Raw genomic sequence first — 14854 nt, forward strand, 5'->3', positions numbered from 1 at the left:
TGCGCATGACGGAACAGGAAATGATCATCGACGGGTTGGGCGTCACTCCGAGTTTCGATGTCGCGCTGGAAGCGCGCCGGCGCGTGGACTTTCTCGTCACCTATCTTCGTGCATCGGGCCTCAGTGCGTATGTGCTGGGGATCAGCGGCGGAGTGGATTCACTCGCCGCGGCCCTTCTGGCTCAACGGGCCGTCGAGGAACTGCGAAAGGCGGGATACGAGGCAAGATTCGTGGCGGTTCGTCTCCCGTACGGCACTCAGGCGGACGAGAAGGACGCCCAGCGAGCTTTGGACACCATAGGAGCGGATGAAGTGCACCGGGTCGACATCAAGCCGGCTGCCGATGCGATGCTGGATTCGATCAAGGTGGCCAGTGTCGAGCTCGGCGATGCCGGCCGCGAGGATTTCTTGCTTGGCAACATTAAGGCGCGTCAGCGCATGATCGCCCAGTTCGCGCTCGCCGGCGCCACCCGAGGGCTGGTCATCGGCACCGACCATGCGGCTGAGGCATTGATGGGCTTCTTCACCAAGTTCGGCGATGGTGCCGCCGACATTCTTCCGCTTTCCGGGTTGAACAAGCGCAGGGTTCGCGCCTTGGCAGCGCATCTGGGCGCTCCGTGTGAACTTGTTGACAAGATCCCGACCGCCGATCTGGAGAACCTCGTTCCGCTTCGGCCGGACGAAGATGCATATGGTGTCTCGTACGATCAGATCGACGACTTCCTCGAAGGCCGAGAGATCGACGAAGCGGCGCGCACGCGCATACTTCATGTGCATTCCAGCACAGCGCATAAGCGAGCGCTTCCGGTCACAGCCATTGCCATGACTAATTCGCCATTGCCGCATCGCCAATAACTGCCTCACGATACACGGCCGACGTGCTCGCCGCAGCCACCGCGAAGCCGAGCCAGAGCCATTCCACGCGAGAATGGTAGGGCCTGCGCGAGGCTCAAGACGTCCCCTTCGCCCGCGCCCAAACTGCCCGACGGCTAAGCCGGCATCATCGAAAACAATGAGATGTAGGCGCGACTGCAGAGTGCATTATTTAATCGATTGACTCGCGGAATGCACCGGCAGTTAATCTCCCCGGTAGGGCAAAAGAGGGGCCACGAACTGGGAGCAAACGATGACTGTGCAAAAAGAAGAGGACTATCGAACCAACAGAGCCGACTATGCCATTGCTGCGACGCATAGCCGAGCGACCGCTGAAGGCGATCGCCACGATTTACTGGCAAGAAGAAAGTCGCTGTGGGTAAAAGATCGGCGATCTGCAAAATTGGCTGCAAACCCGTGGGAAAGCTCGCCAGGGCCGAAGGCCAAACCGCGCGGTTATTGAATCAACGCCAGTCACTTCGTCCTGCTATCGTCAAGCGCGCCCCTGCGGGGGGCGGCGCTTTGCAGTGCATAGCGGCCGAAATGGAAATCGGCGGATCGGGTCTCATTACGATCGTGCTGCGCGAGTGGGTGGAAACTAACGCCTAGCTGCCAAGGCGGGAGATCGACGAAAACGGATGGGGACGCGTAGACGCGTCTTCCGCGATCGCGGAATTACCTGAAACGCCAAGCTCGCTACTATTCACGTGGCGGACCCCAACCCGCCAGGCCGGCGCCGCCAAGCGTTCTTACCCCACGCCCCCAGAGGCGCCGGCCGCCGTCAGAAGGAAGGCAGCCGAGTTTGCGGGTTTCTGACACTGCATCGCCGGTCATGTCAGCAGCGTGTACTCTCATTCAGAAGAGGAAGCTTACGGCAAGTGCCACCACTCTCCGCGATTGGCTCACAGCATCCTGACACTTGCGGGTTCGGTCAGATCAGGCATGGCGCTTGAAGGGTCCGGCAACCTGTTGGCGTCTGGTCCAATCAACCAATGCGAGCCATAAGGCCGTTGGCAACCGCGACCTATAGCGTGCTCACTGGCGATGTGTTCTGTGGATGGCTCCCGTATTGAAAGAGGCAATTCGATGTTCTGGCGCATTGGTTGGGTGCCTGTTCATGCAGCCATTTGAAGCTGCTGGCCCTGATGGGGTCGGCGACGCTGCTGCTAGCCGCAACGTGCACACCGCGATCCATGACGCGCTTCGCCTATGCGCGATACTTTGTAGCGAAGCACAGGTTTGTCGAAAGGAGCGAAGTCCTTTTGCCATTTCAAGAAGCGGGAATTGCCGGAAATGCGAGTGGGCGTATAGCTACGATGCTGACCATGCCTCACCCCCTTGAAGGCCCGGGAGAGGGCCGGCAGCGGGTGGTCGCCTTTAAGGTGGCCTCAGGTCACCGACGGGCGGAGCTTGCGTTTTTTTCGGAAGGGAAAGTCTCGCGCGAAATGAAGGCGGGAGATTTGGGATGCGCAGTCGGGTGATATTCTCATTGGCAATTCTGGTTCTGTCCGCAGTTCCGGCAGGAAGCAGCCTCTTTGACAAGAGCACATGCATGCAAGGTGCGAGCAGAATCGCGCGCGATTTAGCTGACCATATCAATGGCGTCAGCGAGCGCTTGGTCGCCTGTGTCAACTACATTAACGACAAAGAGGTCGAGAACCATAATAGTCAGCAGGAATTGCTCCGCGAGTTGGCGCAGCAGATTGCAGCGTTGGAGATTAGAGTCAGCGAACTTGAACAGCGCTAGTCGAATGCCCCGCCAATCTATCGCTGAAGAGCTTGAAAGCGCCGCCGACCGCATCGCGGACATCTCACGCGCGGATCTGCAGGTCATCCTGCGTCGCGCCGCATTAATGCTTAGAAACGTCTCCGGCGCCCGCAACGGAGGACGCTCTCAACTCCATCGCGGCTGAAATGAAAATCAGTAGATCCGACCGCATTCAGATCGTGCTGCGCGAATGGCTGGAAACCAACGCCTATCTGCCGGTCCGGGCGATCGATGAGGAAAGCGAGACGGACGGCAGCGCGCAGGCTGGTACGGGACCTCTATGCAGAAGACCCGCCGCTACATTTGCGAAGCGACGGGCCTCCGCCCCATTCCCCCATACCTGACCTTGCAAGTGCGGTGCCAGACGCATTGACCCATTCCGGCGCACCTTATGGCTTCTACACAGCGGAATTTCCACCACGTACTTCGTTCGCATGTTTCGATTCTATTAGCTTGAGCGCATGTATTCGCCAGCCAGGCGAGCACCCCCGAAGGTTCGCTGGTCAGGCCCAGCGGCCTCCAGCTGCCAGTCCCCCCGCAACCAAGCCGCTGGGCCGTCCCCGTTAGGGCGAAGCGCTAAGACCTTGCTTGCACCGCTCAAATGAATGGCAATTTTCCGTCTGAATGCGTTTACGGTCCATTGTCTGCGACCAGCATGGGTGTCGCGTGGGAGGCACAGTAACTCCCCTTTTAAAGGCGTCGAGATGCTACGAGCACCGCAAAGCCAGTTCCTGAGACCTGAAGATCGGGCGATCTGCCAGCGGGTGGTCGACCAAATAACCGCCGACGCTAAATGGTACAGCACCTCGATAGACGGTCAGATTCTGGCCTCGACGACGCTGACTCTCTTTCAATCCGGGGTCGTCAATGAAACGAATTTGCTGGCACATGTTCGCGCGCGCCGCCACGACTTCACTAAGCTGACCGGCTAGCCCTTCACCTTCGGCGTGATCTCTTCGATCTTGGCGCCGGCCCCCTATCTAGCGCGCCTCCGGCAAGTTGCTTGGACCTCTCCTGCAAAGATACTTTGGTGCAGATTAATTGAGGGAGGGCTAAAATGAAATGTGCAATTCTGGCCGTATTGGCGGCTTTGACCTTGGCTTTTGCGACCAGCGCCTATGCACACAGCGGCGGCGCCGACAGCAATGGTTGTCACAAGAACCACAAGACAGGCGACTACCACTGCCACTGACTATGCGGCCCTCTGAATGACCCGCCTATTTGTTGCGGAAGAGCTTTGAAAGCGCCGCCGACCGCATTCACTTCCCTCCTCGTCATGACGAACAGTGTTCGTTCGAATGATGCTATCCCGTTGCCTTGAGCGCAAGTTTTTGGTCAGCCAGCACAGCGCCTCCTCTTAAGCTTGCTGGTGGTCAAGGCCCGCGATGAAACGGCCAATCAAATACGACCCCAAGCGCCACGTGCGCTACGATCCGGACCTGCTGCCCCGCACGGGGCACAGGTACAAGCCAGCCAAACCGGCCCACGATGCCGTATGGTGGCCCAATGTCATCTCGGCAATTGCTATTGGCGGTTTCTTCCTCACGCTCATCTGGAGCTAAGACAATGCTACCTTTTGTGCAGGCAGATGGCTCTCAGGCAGGCCGTGCTCAGCCTTTTGTGCAAGAAGTTCGTACCGCGAGTGCTCATTCCGTCGTTCCTTCGTCCCTGAAATCCTGCAACGACGCGTGCCCCAAGTCGTCCTCGCCGCGCAGATGCTTCACACGGCCAATGACTGGCGGCTGGAGAGTTTCCCGACGCTTGCGCAGGCCCAGGGCGCTGCAAGCCCGACCTCGCTTGCGGCGGAGGTCGCAGGCAAGGTCTGGCTGTTCACGCTCGGACCGAAGGATGGCTCCACGCCCGACGGAACCAAGGTCGTCGAGATCGGGCCCCTTCCGCCGATCAGCGCGAGCGAGCATTTGCTGCGCGTCAACCGCGCCGGTGGAGCGCCCGGCGCCAAGTCGCAAATCCATACACATCCGGGACCGGAGGCCTTCTACGTGCTGGCCGGCAAGCTCGGCCAGAGAACGCCCTACGGCGTGACCTATGCCGAAGCCGGCACAACCATGACCGGACACGGGGCCGACACGCCGATAGAAGTGTTCAGCGCCGGCACAACCGATCTCGATGAGCTGGCCATCTTCGTGCTAGACGCCGATCGGCCGTTCTCGTCGCCGGCCAAGTTCGACTGAGGCGAAATTTCGCGGGGTGGCGCGAATGTTCGTTCGTTGAGCAGGTTCAGCGCCCGCTTTACGTCAAGATGCAGTTGGCCGATGGCATCGTAATGCTCACGAAACGGCTTGAGGCCAACTGCGCGTCCCGCAGGCTTCTGAGCAGGTCGAGGCCCGTCACCACAAACCCCAGATCGTGAATCAGATGCGAAATCACGCCCGTCCCACCCGTCCGGCGCCGGGTCCGAGGTGTTTGCTTATGAGCGCATCCCATGCGGCGCGCTCCTGCTCGGAAAAAATCTCGTGACCGACCTGCAGGTCGAAGGTCTCGGCGCGATCGGACCAATAGTCCCGAAATTTCGTCGCCCAGCGAATAGTTTGCGTGAGCCGTCATCACCCGAAATGCTCTCCCCCAAAGCGGTACATTGGAATTGCTCTAAAAGACAATTCTTGATTACACCTCCGGTTCGCCGACAAATGCATCGTTATCGCCGAGGGCCGGATGTTCGCCTGCGGCACGCCGGAAGATGTCGTCGCGCGGCGCTCTTGCGTGATGTGTACCGCGTCGAGGCGCGGATCGAGCGCTGCTCGCGGGGCATCGGTCATGTAATGGTGGATGGCGTCGCGGGCGAAACGGCAGCAGCTTGGCGGTTCCAACTTCTCTGACGGGGATTGTTAGGGCCTCGCCAGTGGGAAACGCAGGGCGCGCGGGGGGCCTCGCGCGAGCCAGTTATCCGATCACCCGCCCAGATTTTTGTATCAAACATTCTGGCCCCCTTAAGGAACAATTCCGCTCGAGGTGCAGTTCGGTCCTTTTAAGATGTAGGCCCGAATCTGGTTGAAATCGATAAAGCCAAACAGAAGGTTATTGCCGAAGTTGTGCGGCGGTGGATCACCTCAGAGGTAATCCGCAATTACCTTCGCAACATGCTAAATCTGCCTGTAGAACGGGAGCTGCCGGCTGAGCAAAGGTATTTGCTGGAGGAACTTGATAGGGCCGACAAAGAGTGACGTATGGCTCTCCACTGGTTCAACCCTCCGGTCCCTGTCAGGACCGAGCGTCCCGGGATCATCCGCAACGTCAACAACGCCGAGAAAGCCGGCGAGGAGTTGATGAAGTGGACCAAGCGTGGGCCTTGCTGGGACCTCGCGGTGCGCGTTTGCATGGCCGTGATATTCGACGAGATGGGAGCTGAGGAGGCCCGTAAGGCATTCCTGGCTGCCGCTAAGGAGGAGGGGACGTTACTTCCCCCCAACGGCAAATAGCTAAATTCGATTGCAAAGTCAGTCTCTAGCCACGAGGGCCCGCCGCCCGTGAGAAAAGCGACGGACCCGACAGCGGGTGCATCCACGAAGAATCGACCGCTGCGAGTTCTAAACCCGCGAGGGCCTGTGTTGTTCCCTTATCAGCGGAGGCTGCAACTGGGTTGGTCAGCAGCCTCTTGCCGCTCTAAGTTCATCCTCATGGGTCCCTTCTGGTTCTCTCCACCGGTCTACGTGAAGACCAAACGTCCAGGCATTCGCCATGGGGTCAGCCACGTCGAGGGAGCCGCCGAGGAACTCATGGCGTGGGACACAAAGGGCCCGAGGTGGACCAAGGCTGTCCAATCCTGCGTCGATGCATTCGAGGGCAAATCCTCCCCCCAAGAGGTCCGTGAAGCCTTCGAGGCGGCTGCCAAGGAGGCCAACGTGTATCTCTCCCCTGAGTAGGAGGTATCATGGCAACCCATTGGTTCGTCCCTCCGGTGTTCGTGAAGACTGAAACCGGTGTCAGGCATGGCTGCAACAATGCGAGGGCAGCCCTTGAGCAGCTCAAAACGTGGACCCGGAGAGGACCCTGCTGGCATAAGGCGGTGACGCTGTGCCTGTCAGATCTGGAGGGCGATTCGATTGACCCTCAGGTGGTGCGAAAGGCCTTTGAGGCTGCCGCAAAGGAGGCCAAGATGTATCTCTCCCCTGAGTAGGAGGTGTCGTGGCAACCCATTGGTTCTCCCCTCCAGTGTACGTCAAGACCGACCGGCCTACGGGTCTAACAATGTCGAGGGTGCCGCCGAGGAACTCCTGAAGTGGACCAAGATGGGACCTAAGTGGCGGAAGGCTGCACAACTATACATCGACGCGCCGTCGAGGATCGGGCGACTCCGGAGGAGGCCCGTAAGGCCTTCGGGGCTGCTGCTAAGGAGGAGGGGATGTTCGTGCGAAACGTTGGCGAATAGATTCGCTATTTCGGTGCGTTAGCCTACAGTCATGAAGTCGCCAGCCAACTGTTAGGCAGCCGGCGATTGAGAGGGTGTCGTACTCTCGCCTCGTGAGGTGAGATGTTTAAGCGTTACGTCGGCACACTGACGAAGCGGCCTTGCTCGCTGAGATGCGCTCACGGCAACGCGACTTTATCCGTCATACTGGCTAAGCATCAGGAAGGGGTCTCCCGTGTCCCTGTGCCCCTCGGCTGCGTGATCGGGCACTTTTTGATCTAGCCATCGACGCAAGCTGCGTGGCTGTGATCTTGTGAAGCTTAGGATCGGCACGTTAGTCGCAGGTCCCGAAATTCGGACTCGCGCGATAGTGTTTCAGCAGAAGACAGGTCGTCCCGTTCAATTTGAGTTGATGGCTGACGCCCGAGCGAGCCTGCTCGCAGGGCTTGAGCGGCATGGGGGGACAGTCGAAGACTTTAGCTGTGAATCGGCGTGCAAAATTGACCCCATAAGCCGGGGAATCGGCGTCCAATTTTGCCCCCCCTGATGCTTTGATTTGCGACCATGCGCTCGTCGTGGCGAGCGGATGGTGTGGGGATGAAGTCGGTGGATACGATTGCCCGGGTTCGGCGCCTTCCATGTGCAAGGATGGTCGCTCAAGCGGATTTGCCGCGAGCTGCATGTGTCGCGGAACACCGTCCGCAAGATTCTCAGATCCAATGAGACATCGTTCTCCTACGAACGCGAGCGGCAGCCCAAGCCGAAGATCGGTCCGTGGCAGGATCAGCTTGACGGGTTTTTGAATGGCAACCGTGGCAAGGCGGCGCGCGAGCAACTGACACTGATCCGGATTTACGAAGAGCTTTGCAGTCTCGGCTACGAGGGTGGCTATGACGCCGTCCGCCGCTACGCGAAGAGCTGGGCGAAGGCGCAGGGGTCGGCGACGGCGGACGCCTATGTGCCGCTGTTCTTCGCGCCGGGCGAGGCCTACCAGTTCGACTGGAGCCACGAGATCGTCCTGATCAACGGCGTGACGGTGACCGTGAAGGTCGCCCATGTCCGGCTCTGCCACAGCCGCATGATGTTCGTCAGGGCCTATCCGCGCGAGACGCAGGAGATGGTGTTCGACGCCCATGACAGGGCCTTTGCAAGTCATGTGGGCAAGGGCGGCGGGATCCATCCCTTCAGCTTTCAGGGCGTCCTCATCCCGGCTATCAAATATGCCCTCAATCTCGGCGTCATAGGCAAGCAGGGTGGTCGGCTGAAGGCTGCCGCCTGATTGGCTTCCCTCAGCGCCGCCACCCCCGATAGCGAAGAATAGAGCGCTGGTACGCCCTTTGGATCGAATCGTCCTCGGCGCCGCGGCCCGACAGCGGATGTCGCGCATAGATCGCTTGTATCGGCGGCGCATCGGATGTGCCCCTCCAATGCCATCAGGGGCAATGTCGAAGTGGCGCTTTCGGCGGTGCTACTTCCGGCAAAGGCAGCATGCCCCTTAGAGATCACAACCAGACCCGAGGACCTCCCGGCGGCTTCCGGCGGGATTCGGCGGCCTGATCAGCAGCTCTGCTTTGCGCTCTATTCGGCAAGCGGGCTGATGACCCGGCTTTACCGGCCGCTGCTCGATCCGCTGGGGCTGACCTACCCGCAATATCTGGCGATGCTCGCGCTATGGGAGCGAGCGCCAAGCACGGTGGGCGAGCTTGGCGAAGTGCTTGGGCTTGATTCGGCGACGCTGACGCCGTTGCTCAAGCGGCTGGGAGCATGCGGCCTGGTCACACGCCGTTGTCATCCCGTCGCACCACGTCGCGTGTCGCTGCACGTGCGGGGTATGAAGAACTTAAGCCGCTCATTGAGCTGGGAGAAAAAACCGAAACGTTCGAGCAACGATTGAGCGCGGCCCGCAATGCGGCGGCCCTACAAGCATGATTAAATTGATCTGGATGGTTAGCCGTTGGATCGCGCCGGGGCAAAGCCGCGACTTCTGAGGCATAGAGAAGATTGCTATAGCTCACAATTGTTGCTATCGTGAGTTATAGAAAGGTGCCCTATAACTTCATGGTATGGAATTGGGAGCAGGCGGACTGGCCGCATTTTACCTACGATAAGAAGGCGTTGGAACCGCTGGAAAGCGAGTTCCTGTTGCGATCGGGCGAGTTCCTAGGCGTCTTTCGTCATGTCGGTTCCGACGATCGCGACCAGATCCGCATCGATCTTATCAGCGAAGAGGCCTTGAAGACATCCGCGATTGAGGGGGAGTACCTCGACCGCGAGAGCCTGCAATCATCCCTGCGCCAGCAACTTGGTCTGGGCGGCGAGACCAGGCGCATTCCGCCTGCCGAGCGGGGCATCGCTGAAATGATGGCCGATGTCTACTTGCATTTTGCCGATGCGCTGACGCATCGCACTCTTTACGCTTGGCATACGATGGTGATGTCGGGTGAGCGTCGTATCGAGACCATCGGCAACTACCGCCAGCATGCCGATGCCATGCAGATCGTTTCCAATCGGCTGGATAAGCCCAAAGTTCATTTCGAAGCGCCGCCCTCCGCGCGGGTGAAACCCGAAATGGATGCCTTCACTACTTGGTTCAACGATACCTCACCCAAAGGCAAGACACCGCTCCCAGCGTTGACGCGTGCCGCTATCGCGCACCTTTATTTCGAGAGCATTCACCCGTTCGAGGATGGCCACGGTCGTATAGGCCGTGCCCTCTGCGAAAAGGCGCTGGCGCAAAATCTGGGTGAGCCCAGCCTCATCGCGTTGGCCTATACGATAGAGCGCCGCCGCAAGGCCTACTACGACCATCTGGAGGCCAGCAACACGAGCAACACGGTAACAGATTGGCTGCTCTACTTCGCCAACACGATCCTCGAAGCGCAGCGCGTAACGCTCGCTCGTGTCGAATTCTCCGTCGTCAAGGCCAAGTTTCACGAACGCTACCGGGATCACTTCAACGAGCGCCAGGAAAAGGTCATCGCCCGGATGTTCCGCGCAGGCATCGACGGGTTCAAAGGGGGGCTCAGCGCCGAGAATTATATCGCCATCACGCAAGCATCGCGCGCGACGGCAACAAGAGATTTGCAGGACCTCGTTGCCAACGGTGCACTGATAAGAACCGGCGAACGGCGACACACACGTTACGCGTTGAACATTCTTGATGGCCGCACGTAAACCAGAAGAGGCAGGCTGTCAAAGATCCTGCCTGCCTGAGCATCGAGGGGTGGCGGGCTGCAACCCGGCAGGAGGTCGTCGATTGGGTTACACGAGACCGGAAACGCAAAAAGTCGCGCGGTGCGATGCTGATTGTCCGATCCCGGTTGAAGCCGGTGGTATAGTGTTACCTCAACGCGCGTTGGGGGAAAGAAGCGCGCGGAAGGGGCGCGCTGGCCTTCGAGTGGTGGCGAGAAACCTGAACAAAACTCTTGGCAGACATCAAGGCCGGGCACATCAGCTCGGCTGCTGTATTGCGGCAAGCTTCCAGTCACCGCCGTTCTGCCGCGTAAAGGTCCACAGTTCGGTTGTCTCTGTCGGCTGATCGGCCTGGCCCTCGACAATCTTGTCACTGATGCGATCGCGGGTCACGTCGCGAGACTCGTAGCGCAAAGCAGCGGTCGCGTAGTCGCGGTCATTCTCCCGCCAGCTTTCCGCAATATCGGCCTCCAACAGGCTGACGTCCGACACGTCATTCCGGACGCCCTTTTTGGCATTATCGGCAAGTTCCTCGGACAGATAGGAAACCATCTCGGGCGTCACCAACCGGCGCAAGGCAGCATGGTCCTCGCGCCCGAATGCTTCTTGAACTTCCGTCAGCCGTTGCTGGAACGTGTCGAGGTCGGTTTTAGTGAGCGTGATCTCATCGGAAGGGCTGGCCTGGCTCGTTCCGCCAAATCCCGACCCGATGCCTGGAATGGGGAATGCTTGGACGTTGCTCGGCTCGGGCCGGGCTGCTGCGCTTCGCCCAAAGCTCCCAGCACCTCGCGAGGCACCCGCCATAGCGGGCTCTGGGTTTTGCGCCGATTGCGAGCGGAAAAAGCGAATGGCCAGCATGACCACGCCGCCGATCAGCAGCACTTGAAGGAGAAGGCCGAACATGCCGGCCAAGCCGCCGAACCCAAGGCCCAAAAGAACGCCGATCAAGCCGCCGAGCAGCAGCCCCCGCATCATCGATCCACCGAGGCCGTTGAAGAAGCCTGGGCGCTGGAATGCCTGCGGCTGGCGGGCCGCATTGTTCGTTGCCGCATTGGGCGTCATCGAGCGCTCGACCGGTGCGGAAGGCTGTGGCGCCGTCCTGGTCGGCGGGACCGGCTGGAAAGTGCGCATGCCGCGACTGCCGAAGCTGCCGCCACGGCGCGCATCGGCGTGATCCACAGCGACCATGGAAAATGCCAGGAACAATCCCGCAAACAAAATTGCAAACCGTCCTGAACGCGAAATCAGCATAGGCAAGTCCTCAAGTGACACTCTTTCCGCTCATATGGGGTGCGTCGATCGAAATATCAGTGAATCATCCGCCAAGAAAATTCGAACGACATGGTCGGCGGCACGCCGCTGTTCACGACGAGAATGTCGAGCGCACCAAGCAGACAATCGCCTGCTCGACCGCGCGGGCTCCTGCACCCGGCCGACCCGGCGACGGTCGCGTCAAGAGCATCTTTCGTGCAAGCCTCTTGCCATCGGTCTCTTGGCGACGACGCCGGCCCGCCTGATCTTGACATACATCTTTCTTGCATACTATCAACACCTCAGGCAAACCTGCCATACAGGTTGGCCCCCTGAACTGGAGATTGCGTGAGCACGGCGGTATCCGCAAAACATTCCGACGCAGCGAGCCTGGTCAGCAATACGATCGGCGAGATCACACGCCATATCCGCGCGCATGAGCTCGGGCCCGGCGACCGGCTGCCCAGCGAGGCCGCGCTTTCGAGACAATTGAGCGTCTCGCGCACCGTGGTTCGCGAGGCCTTCAGCTCGCTCGCTGCCATGCGGCTTATCGACCTGAGGGCAGGCAGACGGGCTACCGTCGCCGAGCTGGATTATGGCGCCATGTCACTGGTGATCGAGCATGGCGTCCACACGGAACAGATCACGGTGCAGCAAATCTACGACGTGCGCCGCACGATTGAGACCCGCACCGCCATGCTGGCGGCCTTGCGCAGAACAGCCGACGAAGTGGAAAGGATCAGGACGCACGCGCTCGCCATGCGCGAGAATTTCCAGCGGCCGGAACAGGTCATGGAGCACGATCTCGCCTTTCACCTCGAAATCGCCAAGGCTGCAAAGAATCCGGTTTTCAGCCTCATCGTCGGCGCGTTCGAGCGCGTATCGCGCCAGACCTGGCCGATCGGCTGGCGGAGCCGCCCTTCGGATGCCGAGCAGTTGGAGATGATCCAAATCCATATCGATCTCGCCGAAGCAATCGAGACCGGTGATCCTCAGTCCGCTCGCGACCTGATGGCGAGGCATTTTGACGAGAGCGTCAAGGCCCTGCTGGCGGCTGGCATCGCCTGAGGAGCGGGGTGCGCGATGAAGATCACGAAACTGGAAACGCTGCGGCTCAAGGAGCGGCCGAACCTTCTCTGGGTCCTGGTTCACACGGACGAAGGCCTCGTTGGGCTGGGCGAGACCTTCTTCATGGCCGAAACCGTCGAGACCTATCTGCACGAATATGTCGCGCCGTGCGTGATCGGGCGCAACCCCTTGCAGATCGACCTGCTTGCCGCCGATCTCGTCGGCTATCTCGGTTTCCGATCGACGGGCGCGGAAGTCAGGGGCAACTCCGCTTTCGATATCGCACTGTGGGATCTGTTCGGAAAGGCGACGGGTCAGCCGATCGCACAACTCCTCGGCGGTTTCACCCGGCACGAGATCAGGACCTACAACACCTGTGCCGGTACCGAATACATCAAGAAGACCACCGGCCAGACGACGGCCAATTACGGGCTCGATAAGCCCGGCGACGCCTATGATGATCTGAACGGCTTCCTTCACCGCGCCGACGAACTGGCGCATTCGTTGTTGGAGGAAGGCATCACGGCCATGAAGATCTGGCCCTTCGACATGGCCGCCGAGAAAACGCGCGGCTTGTATATTTCGCAGCCTGATTTGAATTCCGCGCTGGCGCCATTCGAGAAAATCCGCAATGCGGTCGGCGACAAGATGGACATCATGGTTGAATTCCATTCAATGTGGCAGCTGCTGCCGGCCATGCAGATCGCCCGCGAGCTTGCCCCCTACAAGACCTTCTGGCACGAAGATCCGATCAGGATGGACAGCCTGTCCAGCCTGAAACGCTATGCCGAGGCTTCGCTGGCGCCGATATCGGCTTCGGAGACGCTCGGTTCCCGGTGGGCCTTCCGTGACCTTCTCGAGACCGGGGCGGCCGGCGTCATTATGCTCGATATCAGCTGGTGCGGCGGGCTCTCGGAGGCGCGCAAGATCGCTGCCATGGCTGAAGCATGGCACCTGCCGGTCGCGCCACACGACTGCACCGGTCCAGTTGTGCTCGGCGCATCGACCCACCTGGCGCTCAATGCGCCGAACGCGCTCGTCCAGGAGAGTGTCAGGGCCTTCTACAAGACCTGGTACCGCGACCTTGTGACCGCTTTGCCGCAGGTGAAGAACGGCATGATCACCGTGCCTTCCGGACCGGGCCTCGGCATGGAACTGAACCCGGAGATCGATCGCGCCTTCACGGCGCTTCGACGGGTGACCGACGCATCGACTCTCTGAAAATGAACCTGAAGCAGCTTTCTACGGAGGAGGAGAACCATGAAGAAGCTACTTATCTCGGCAGCCTTGGGAGCAGTACTGGCTGGAGGCTCGGCAATCGGCTCACGCGCGCAGGAGCCGATGAAAATCGTCTTCACACATCATTCGTCGGCGTCAAACCCGTTCTGGCAAGCTGTGAAGAAGGGGTTTGACGACGCCTGCGCCAAGATCCAGGCCAATTGCCAGATGGTCTTCACGCAGACCGAAGGCTCGATCGAGCAACAATCGGCCAACATGCAGGCGGCGCTCGCGGCAAACCCGGACGCGCTGATCACCTCGATCGTCGACAACAATGCCTTCGACCAGATCATTGCCGACGCCCGCGCTGCCGGCGTCACGGTCATCGCATCCAATGTCGACGACACCGAGGGAGCAGCCGGCAATGCCCGCCAGGCTTTCATCGGCCAGGGCTTCATTCCCGCCGGCTACGAACTCGGCAAGAAGATGTCCGAGTTCTTCCCCAAGGAAGGCAAGATCAGGGCCCTCGTCGGCGTCTCCGCGCCCGGTCAGAACTGGTCGGAACAGCGCGCTGCCGGCGTCATGAAGTTCCTTGAGGAATACAAGGCCGCGAATGGCGGACGCGAAGTGGTCATTGAACGGCTCGACACCGGCACAGATGGCGCCGTCGTCGCCGATCGTGTTGGCGCCTATCTGTCTGCCCACCCGGACACCACGGTGTATTTCGACACCGGCCTTTGGCATGCCTACGTCGCCCAGGTACTGATCGATCGCGGCATCGAGCCGGGCAAGGTGCTGATGGGCGGCTTTGATATCGTCTCGGAAGTCCTGCAACAGATGGAAGCGGGTTATATCCAGGTCCAGGTCGACCAGCAGCCCTACATGCAGGGCTTCCTGCCGGTGATGGAAGCCTATCTCGCCAAGAACGTCGGTCTGCTGCCGGCAGACATCGACACCGGCAAGGGCATCATCGTCAAGGAAGACGTGCCAAAGCTCAAGGAACTGGCCGCAAAGGGCGTGCGGTAGGCACGAAGCCGGCGTCCTCTCCTCGTTCTTACGGGGAGAGGTCGGCTGGACAAGGGGGAGGGCCAGGCAACACGGTCTTGGGCGTTGGCTCCG

General features: G+C 60.1%; 14 protein-coding genes and 7 pseudogenes. 18 read left to right on the plus strand and 3 right to left on the minus strand.

Going from position 1 to position 14854, the window contains the following annotated elements; genetic code table 11:
- Positions 1-5: 5 nt before the first annotated feature.
- From nadE to NKH01_RS06775, 7 genes and pseudogenes are all read left to right on the plus strand, one after another.
- Positions 6-854, plus strand: coding sequence for an NAD(+) synthase (nadE, locus tag NKH01_RS06745; protein WP_353019708.1), 849 nt, complete (start codon positions 6-8; stop codon positions 852-854).
- A gap of 271 nt (positions 855-1125) precedes the next feature.
- Complete coding sequence (locus NKH01_RS06750; protein WP_353019709.1) at positions 1126-1335, plus strand: hypothetical protein; 210 nt, start codon at positions 1126-1128, stop codon at positions 1333-1335.
- Between the two features lie 1002 nt (positions 1336-2337).
- Positions 2338-2619, plus strand: a complete 282-nt coding sequence (gene cutA, locus NKH01_RS06755) for a divalent-cation tolerance protein CutA (RefSeq protein ID WP_353019711.1) — start codon at positions 2338-2340, stop codon at positions 2617-2619.
- 4 nt (positions 2620-2623) lie between these two features.
- Positions 2624-2900: pseudogene (locus tag NKH01_RS06760) on the plus strand (hypothetical protein); the annotation flags it as partial.
- A 444-nt stretch (positions 2901-3344) separates the two neighbouring features.
- Entirely contained in the window at positions 3345-3572 is a 228-nt protein-coding gene (locus NKH01_RS06765; RefSeq protein ID WP_023722175.1) for a hypothetical protein, read from the plus strand.
- Between the two features lie 125 nt (positions 3573-3697).
- Complete coding sequence (locus NKH01_RS06770; protein ID WP_352642035.1) at positions 3698-3832, plus strand: YHYH domain-containing protein; 135 nt, start codon at positions 3698-3700, stop codon at positions 3830-3832.
- 496 nt (positions 3833-4328) lie between these two features.
- Positions 4329-4832, plus strand: a complete 504-nt coding sequence (locus NKH01_RS06775; protein ID WP_352592177.1) for a cupin domain-containing protein — start codon at positions 4329-4331, stop codon at positions 4830-4832.
- Positions 4833-4956: 124 nt separating this feature from the next.
- Here NKH01_RS06775 and NKH01_RS06780 read toward each other — a convergent pair.
- Positions 4957-5205: pseudogene (locus NKH01_RS06780) on the minus strand (class I SAM-dependent methyltransferase); the annotation flags it as partial.
- A gap of 66 nt (positions 5206-5271) precedes the next feature.
- Here NKH01_RS06780 and NKH01_RS35275 point away from each other — a divergent pair.
- The 6 genes and pseudogenes from NKH01_RS35275 to istA form a co-directional block, all read left to right on the plus strand.
- A pseudogene (locus NKH01_RS35275) lies at positions 5272-5477 on the plus strand (hypothetical protein); the annotation flags it as partial.
- Positions 5478-5825: 348 nt separating this feature from the next.
- A complete protein-coding gene (locus NKH01_RS06785) occupies positions 5826-6077 on the plus strand; it encodes a DUF982 domain-containing protein (protein ID WP_023722169.1) in 252 nt (83 codons plus the stop codon).
- 198 nt (positions 6078-6275) lie between these two features.
- Positions 6276-6521 carry a DUF982 domain-containing protein gene (locus tag NKH01_RS06790; RefSeq protein ID WP_352496234.1) on the plus strand — a complete coding sequence of 82 codons (246 nt, stop codon included), beginning with the start codon at positions 6276-6278 and terminating at the stop codon, positions 6519-6521.
- A gap of 8 nt (positions 6522-6529) precedes the next feature.
- Complete coding sequence (locus NKH01_RS06795; protein ID WP_352496211.1) at positions 6530-6775, plus strand: DUF982 domain-containing protein; 246 nt, start codon at positions 6530-6532, stop codon at positions 6773-6775.
- A gap of 482 nt (positions 6776-7257) precedes the next feature.
- Positions 7258-7496: pseudogene (locus NKH01_RS35280) on the plus strand (integrase); the annotation flags it as partial.
- Positions 7497-7603: 107 nt separating this feature from the next.
- Positions 7604-8156, plus strand: a pseudogene (gene istA, locus NKH01_RS06805) (IS21 family transposase); the annotation flags it as partial.
- Here the strand turns inward: istA and NKH01_RS06810 are convergent.
- Positions 8157-8406: pseudogene (locus NKH01_RS06810) on the minus strand (RES domain-containing protein); the annotation flags it as partial.
- A 101-nt stretch (positions 8407-8507) separates the two neighbouring features.
- Here NKH01_RS06810 and NKH01_RS06815 point away from each other — a divergent pair.
- Together NKH01_RS06815 and NKH01_RS06820 are read left to right on the plus strand one after the other, a co-directional pair.
- Positions 8508-8819 (plus strand): annotated as a pseudogene (locus NKH01_RS06815) (MarR family winged helix-turn-helix transcriptional regulator); the annotation flags it as partial.
- A gap of 245 nt (positions 8820-9064) precedes the next feature.
- Entirely contained in the window at positions 9065-10180 is a 1116-nt protein-coding gene (locus NKH01_RS06820; RefSeq protein WP_353019832.1) for a Fic family protein, read from the plus strand.
- A 276-nt stretch (positions 10181-10456) separates the two neighbouring features.
- On the opposite strand, the gene NKH01_RS06825 is transcribed toward NKH01_RS06820, so the two are convergent.
- On the minus strand, positions 10457-11446 hold the full coding sequence (locus NKH01_RS06825) for a Tim44 domain-containing protein (protein ID WP_353019833.1): 990 nt from the start codon (positions 11444-11446) through the stop codon (positions 10457-10459).
- Between the two features lie 351 nt (positions 11447-11797).
- Between NKH01_RS06825 and NKH01_RS06830 the strand changes: the two genes are divergently transcribed.
- From NKH01_RS06830 to NKH01_RS06840, 3 genes are read left to right on the plus strand one after another with little or no spacing between them, the layout of a single operon-like run.
- Positions 11798-12517 carry a FadR/GntR family transcriptional regulator gene (locus NKH01_RS06830; RefSeq protein ID WP_352484283.1) on the plus strand — a complete coding sequence of 240 codons (720 nt, stop codon included), beginning with the start codon at positions 11798-11800 and terminating at the stop codon, positions 12515-12517.
- Positions 12518-12532: 15 nt separating this feature from the next.
- Complete coding sequence (locus NKH01_RS06835) at positions 12533-13738, plus strand: mandelate racemase/muconate lactonizing enzyme family protein (RefSeq protein ID WP_352590911.1); 1206 nt, start codon at positions 12533-12535, stop codon at positions 13736-13738.
- A gap of 39 nt (positions 13739-13777) precedes the next feature.
- Positions 13778-14761, plus strand: coding sequence for a sugar ABC transporter substrate-binding protein (locus NKH01_RS06840; RefSeq protein ID WP_352817352.1), 984 nt, complete (start codon positions 13778-13780; stop codon positions 14759-14761).
- Positions 14762-14854 lie beyond the last annotated feature (93 nt).

The sequence above is a fragment of the Mesorhizobium sp. M1403 genome (assembly GCF_040317695.1).
Lineage (GTDB): Bacteria > Pseudomonadota > Alphaproteobacteria > Rhizobiales > Rhizobiaceae > Mesorhizobium.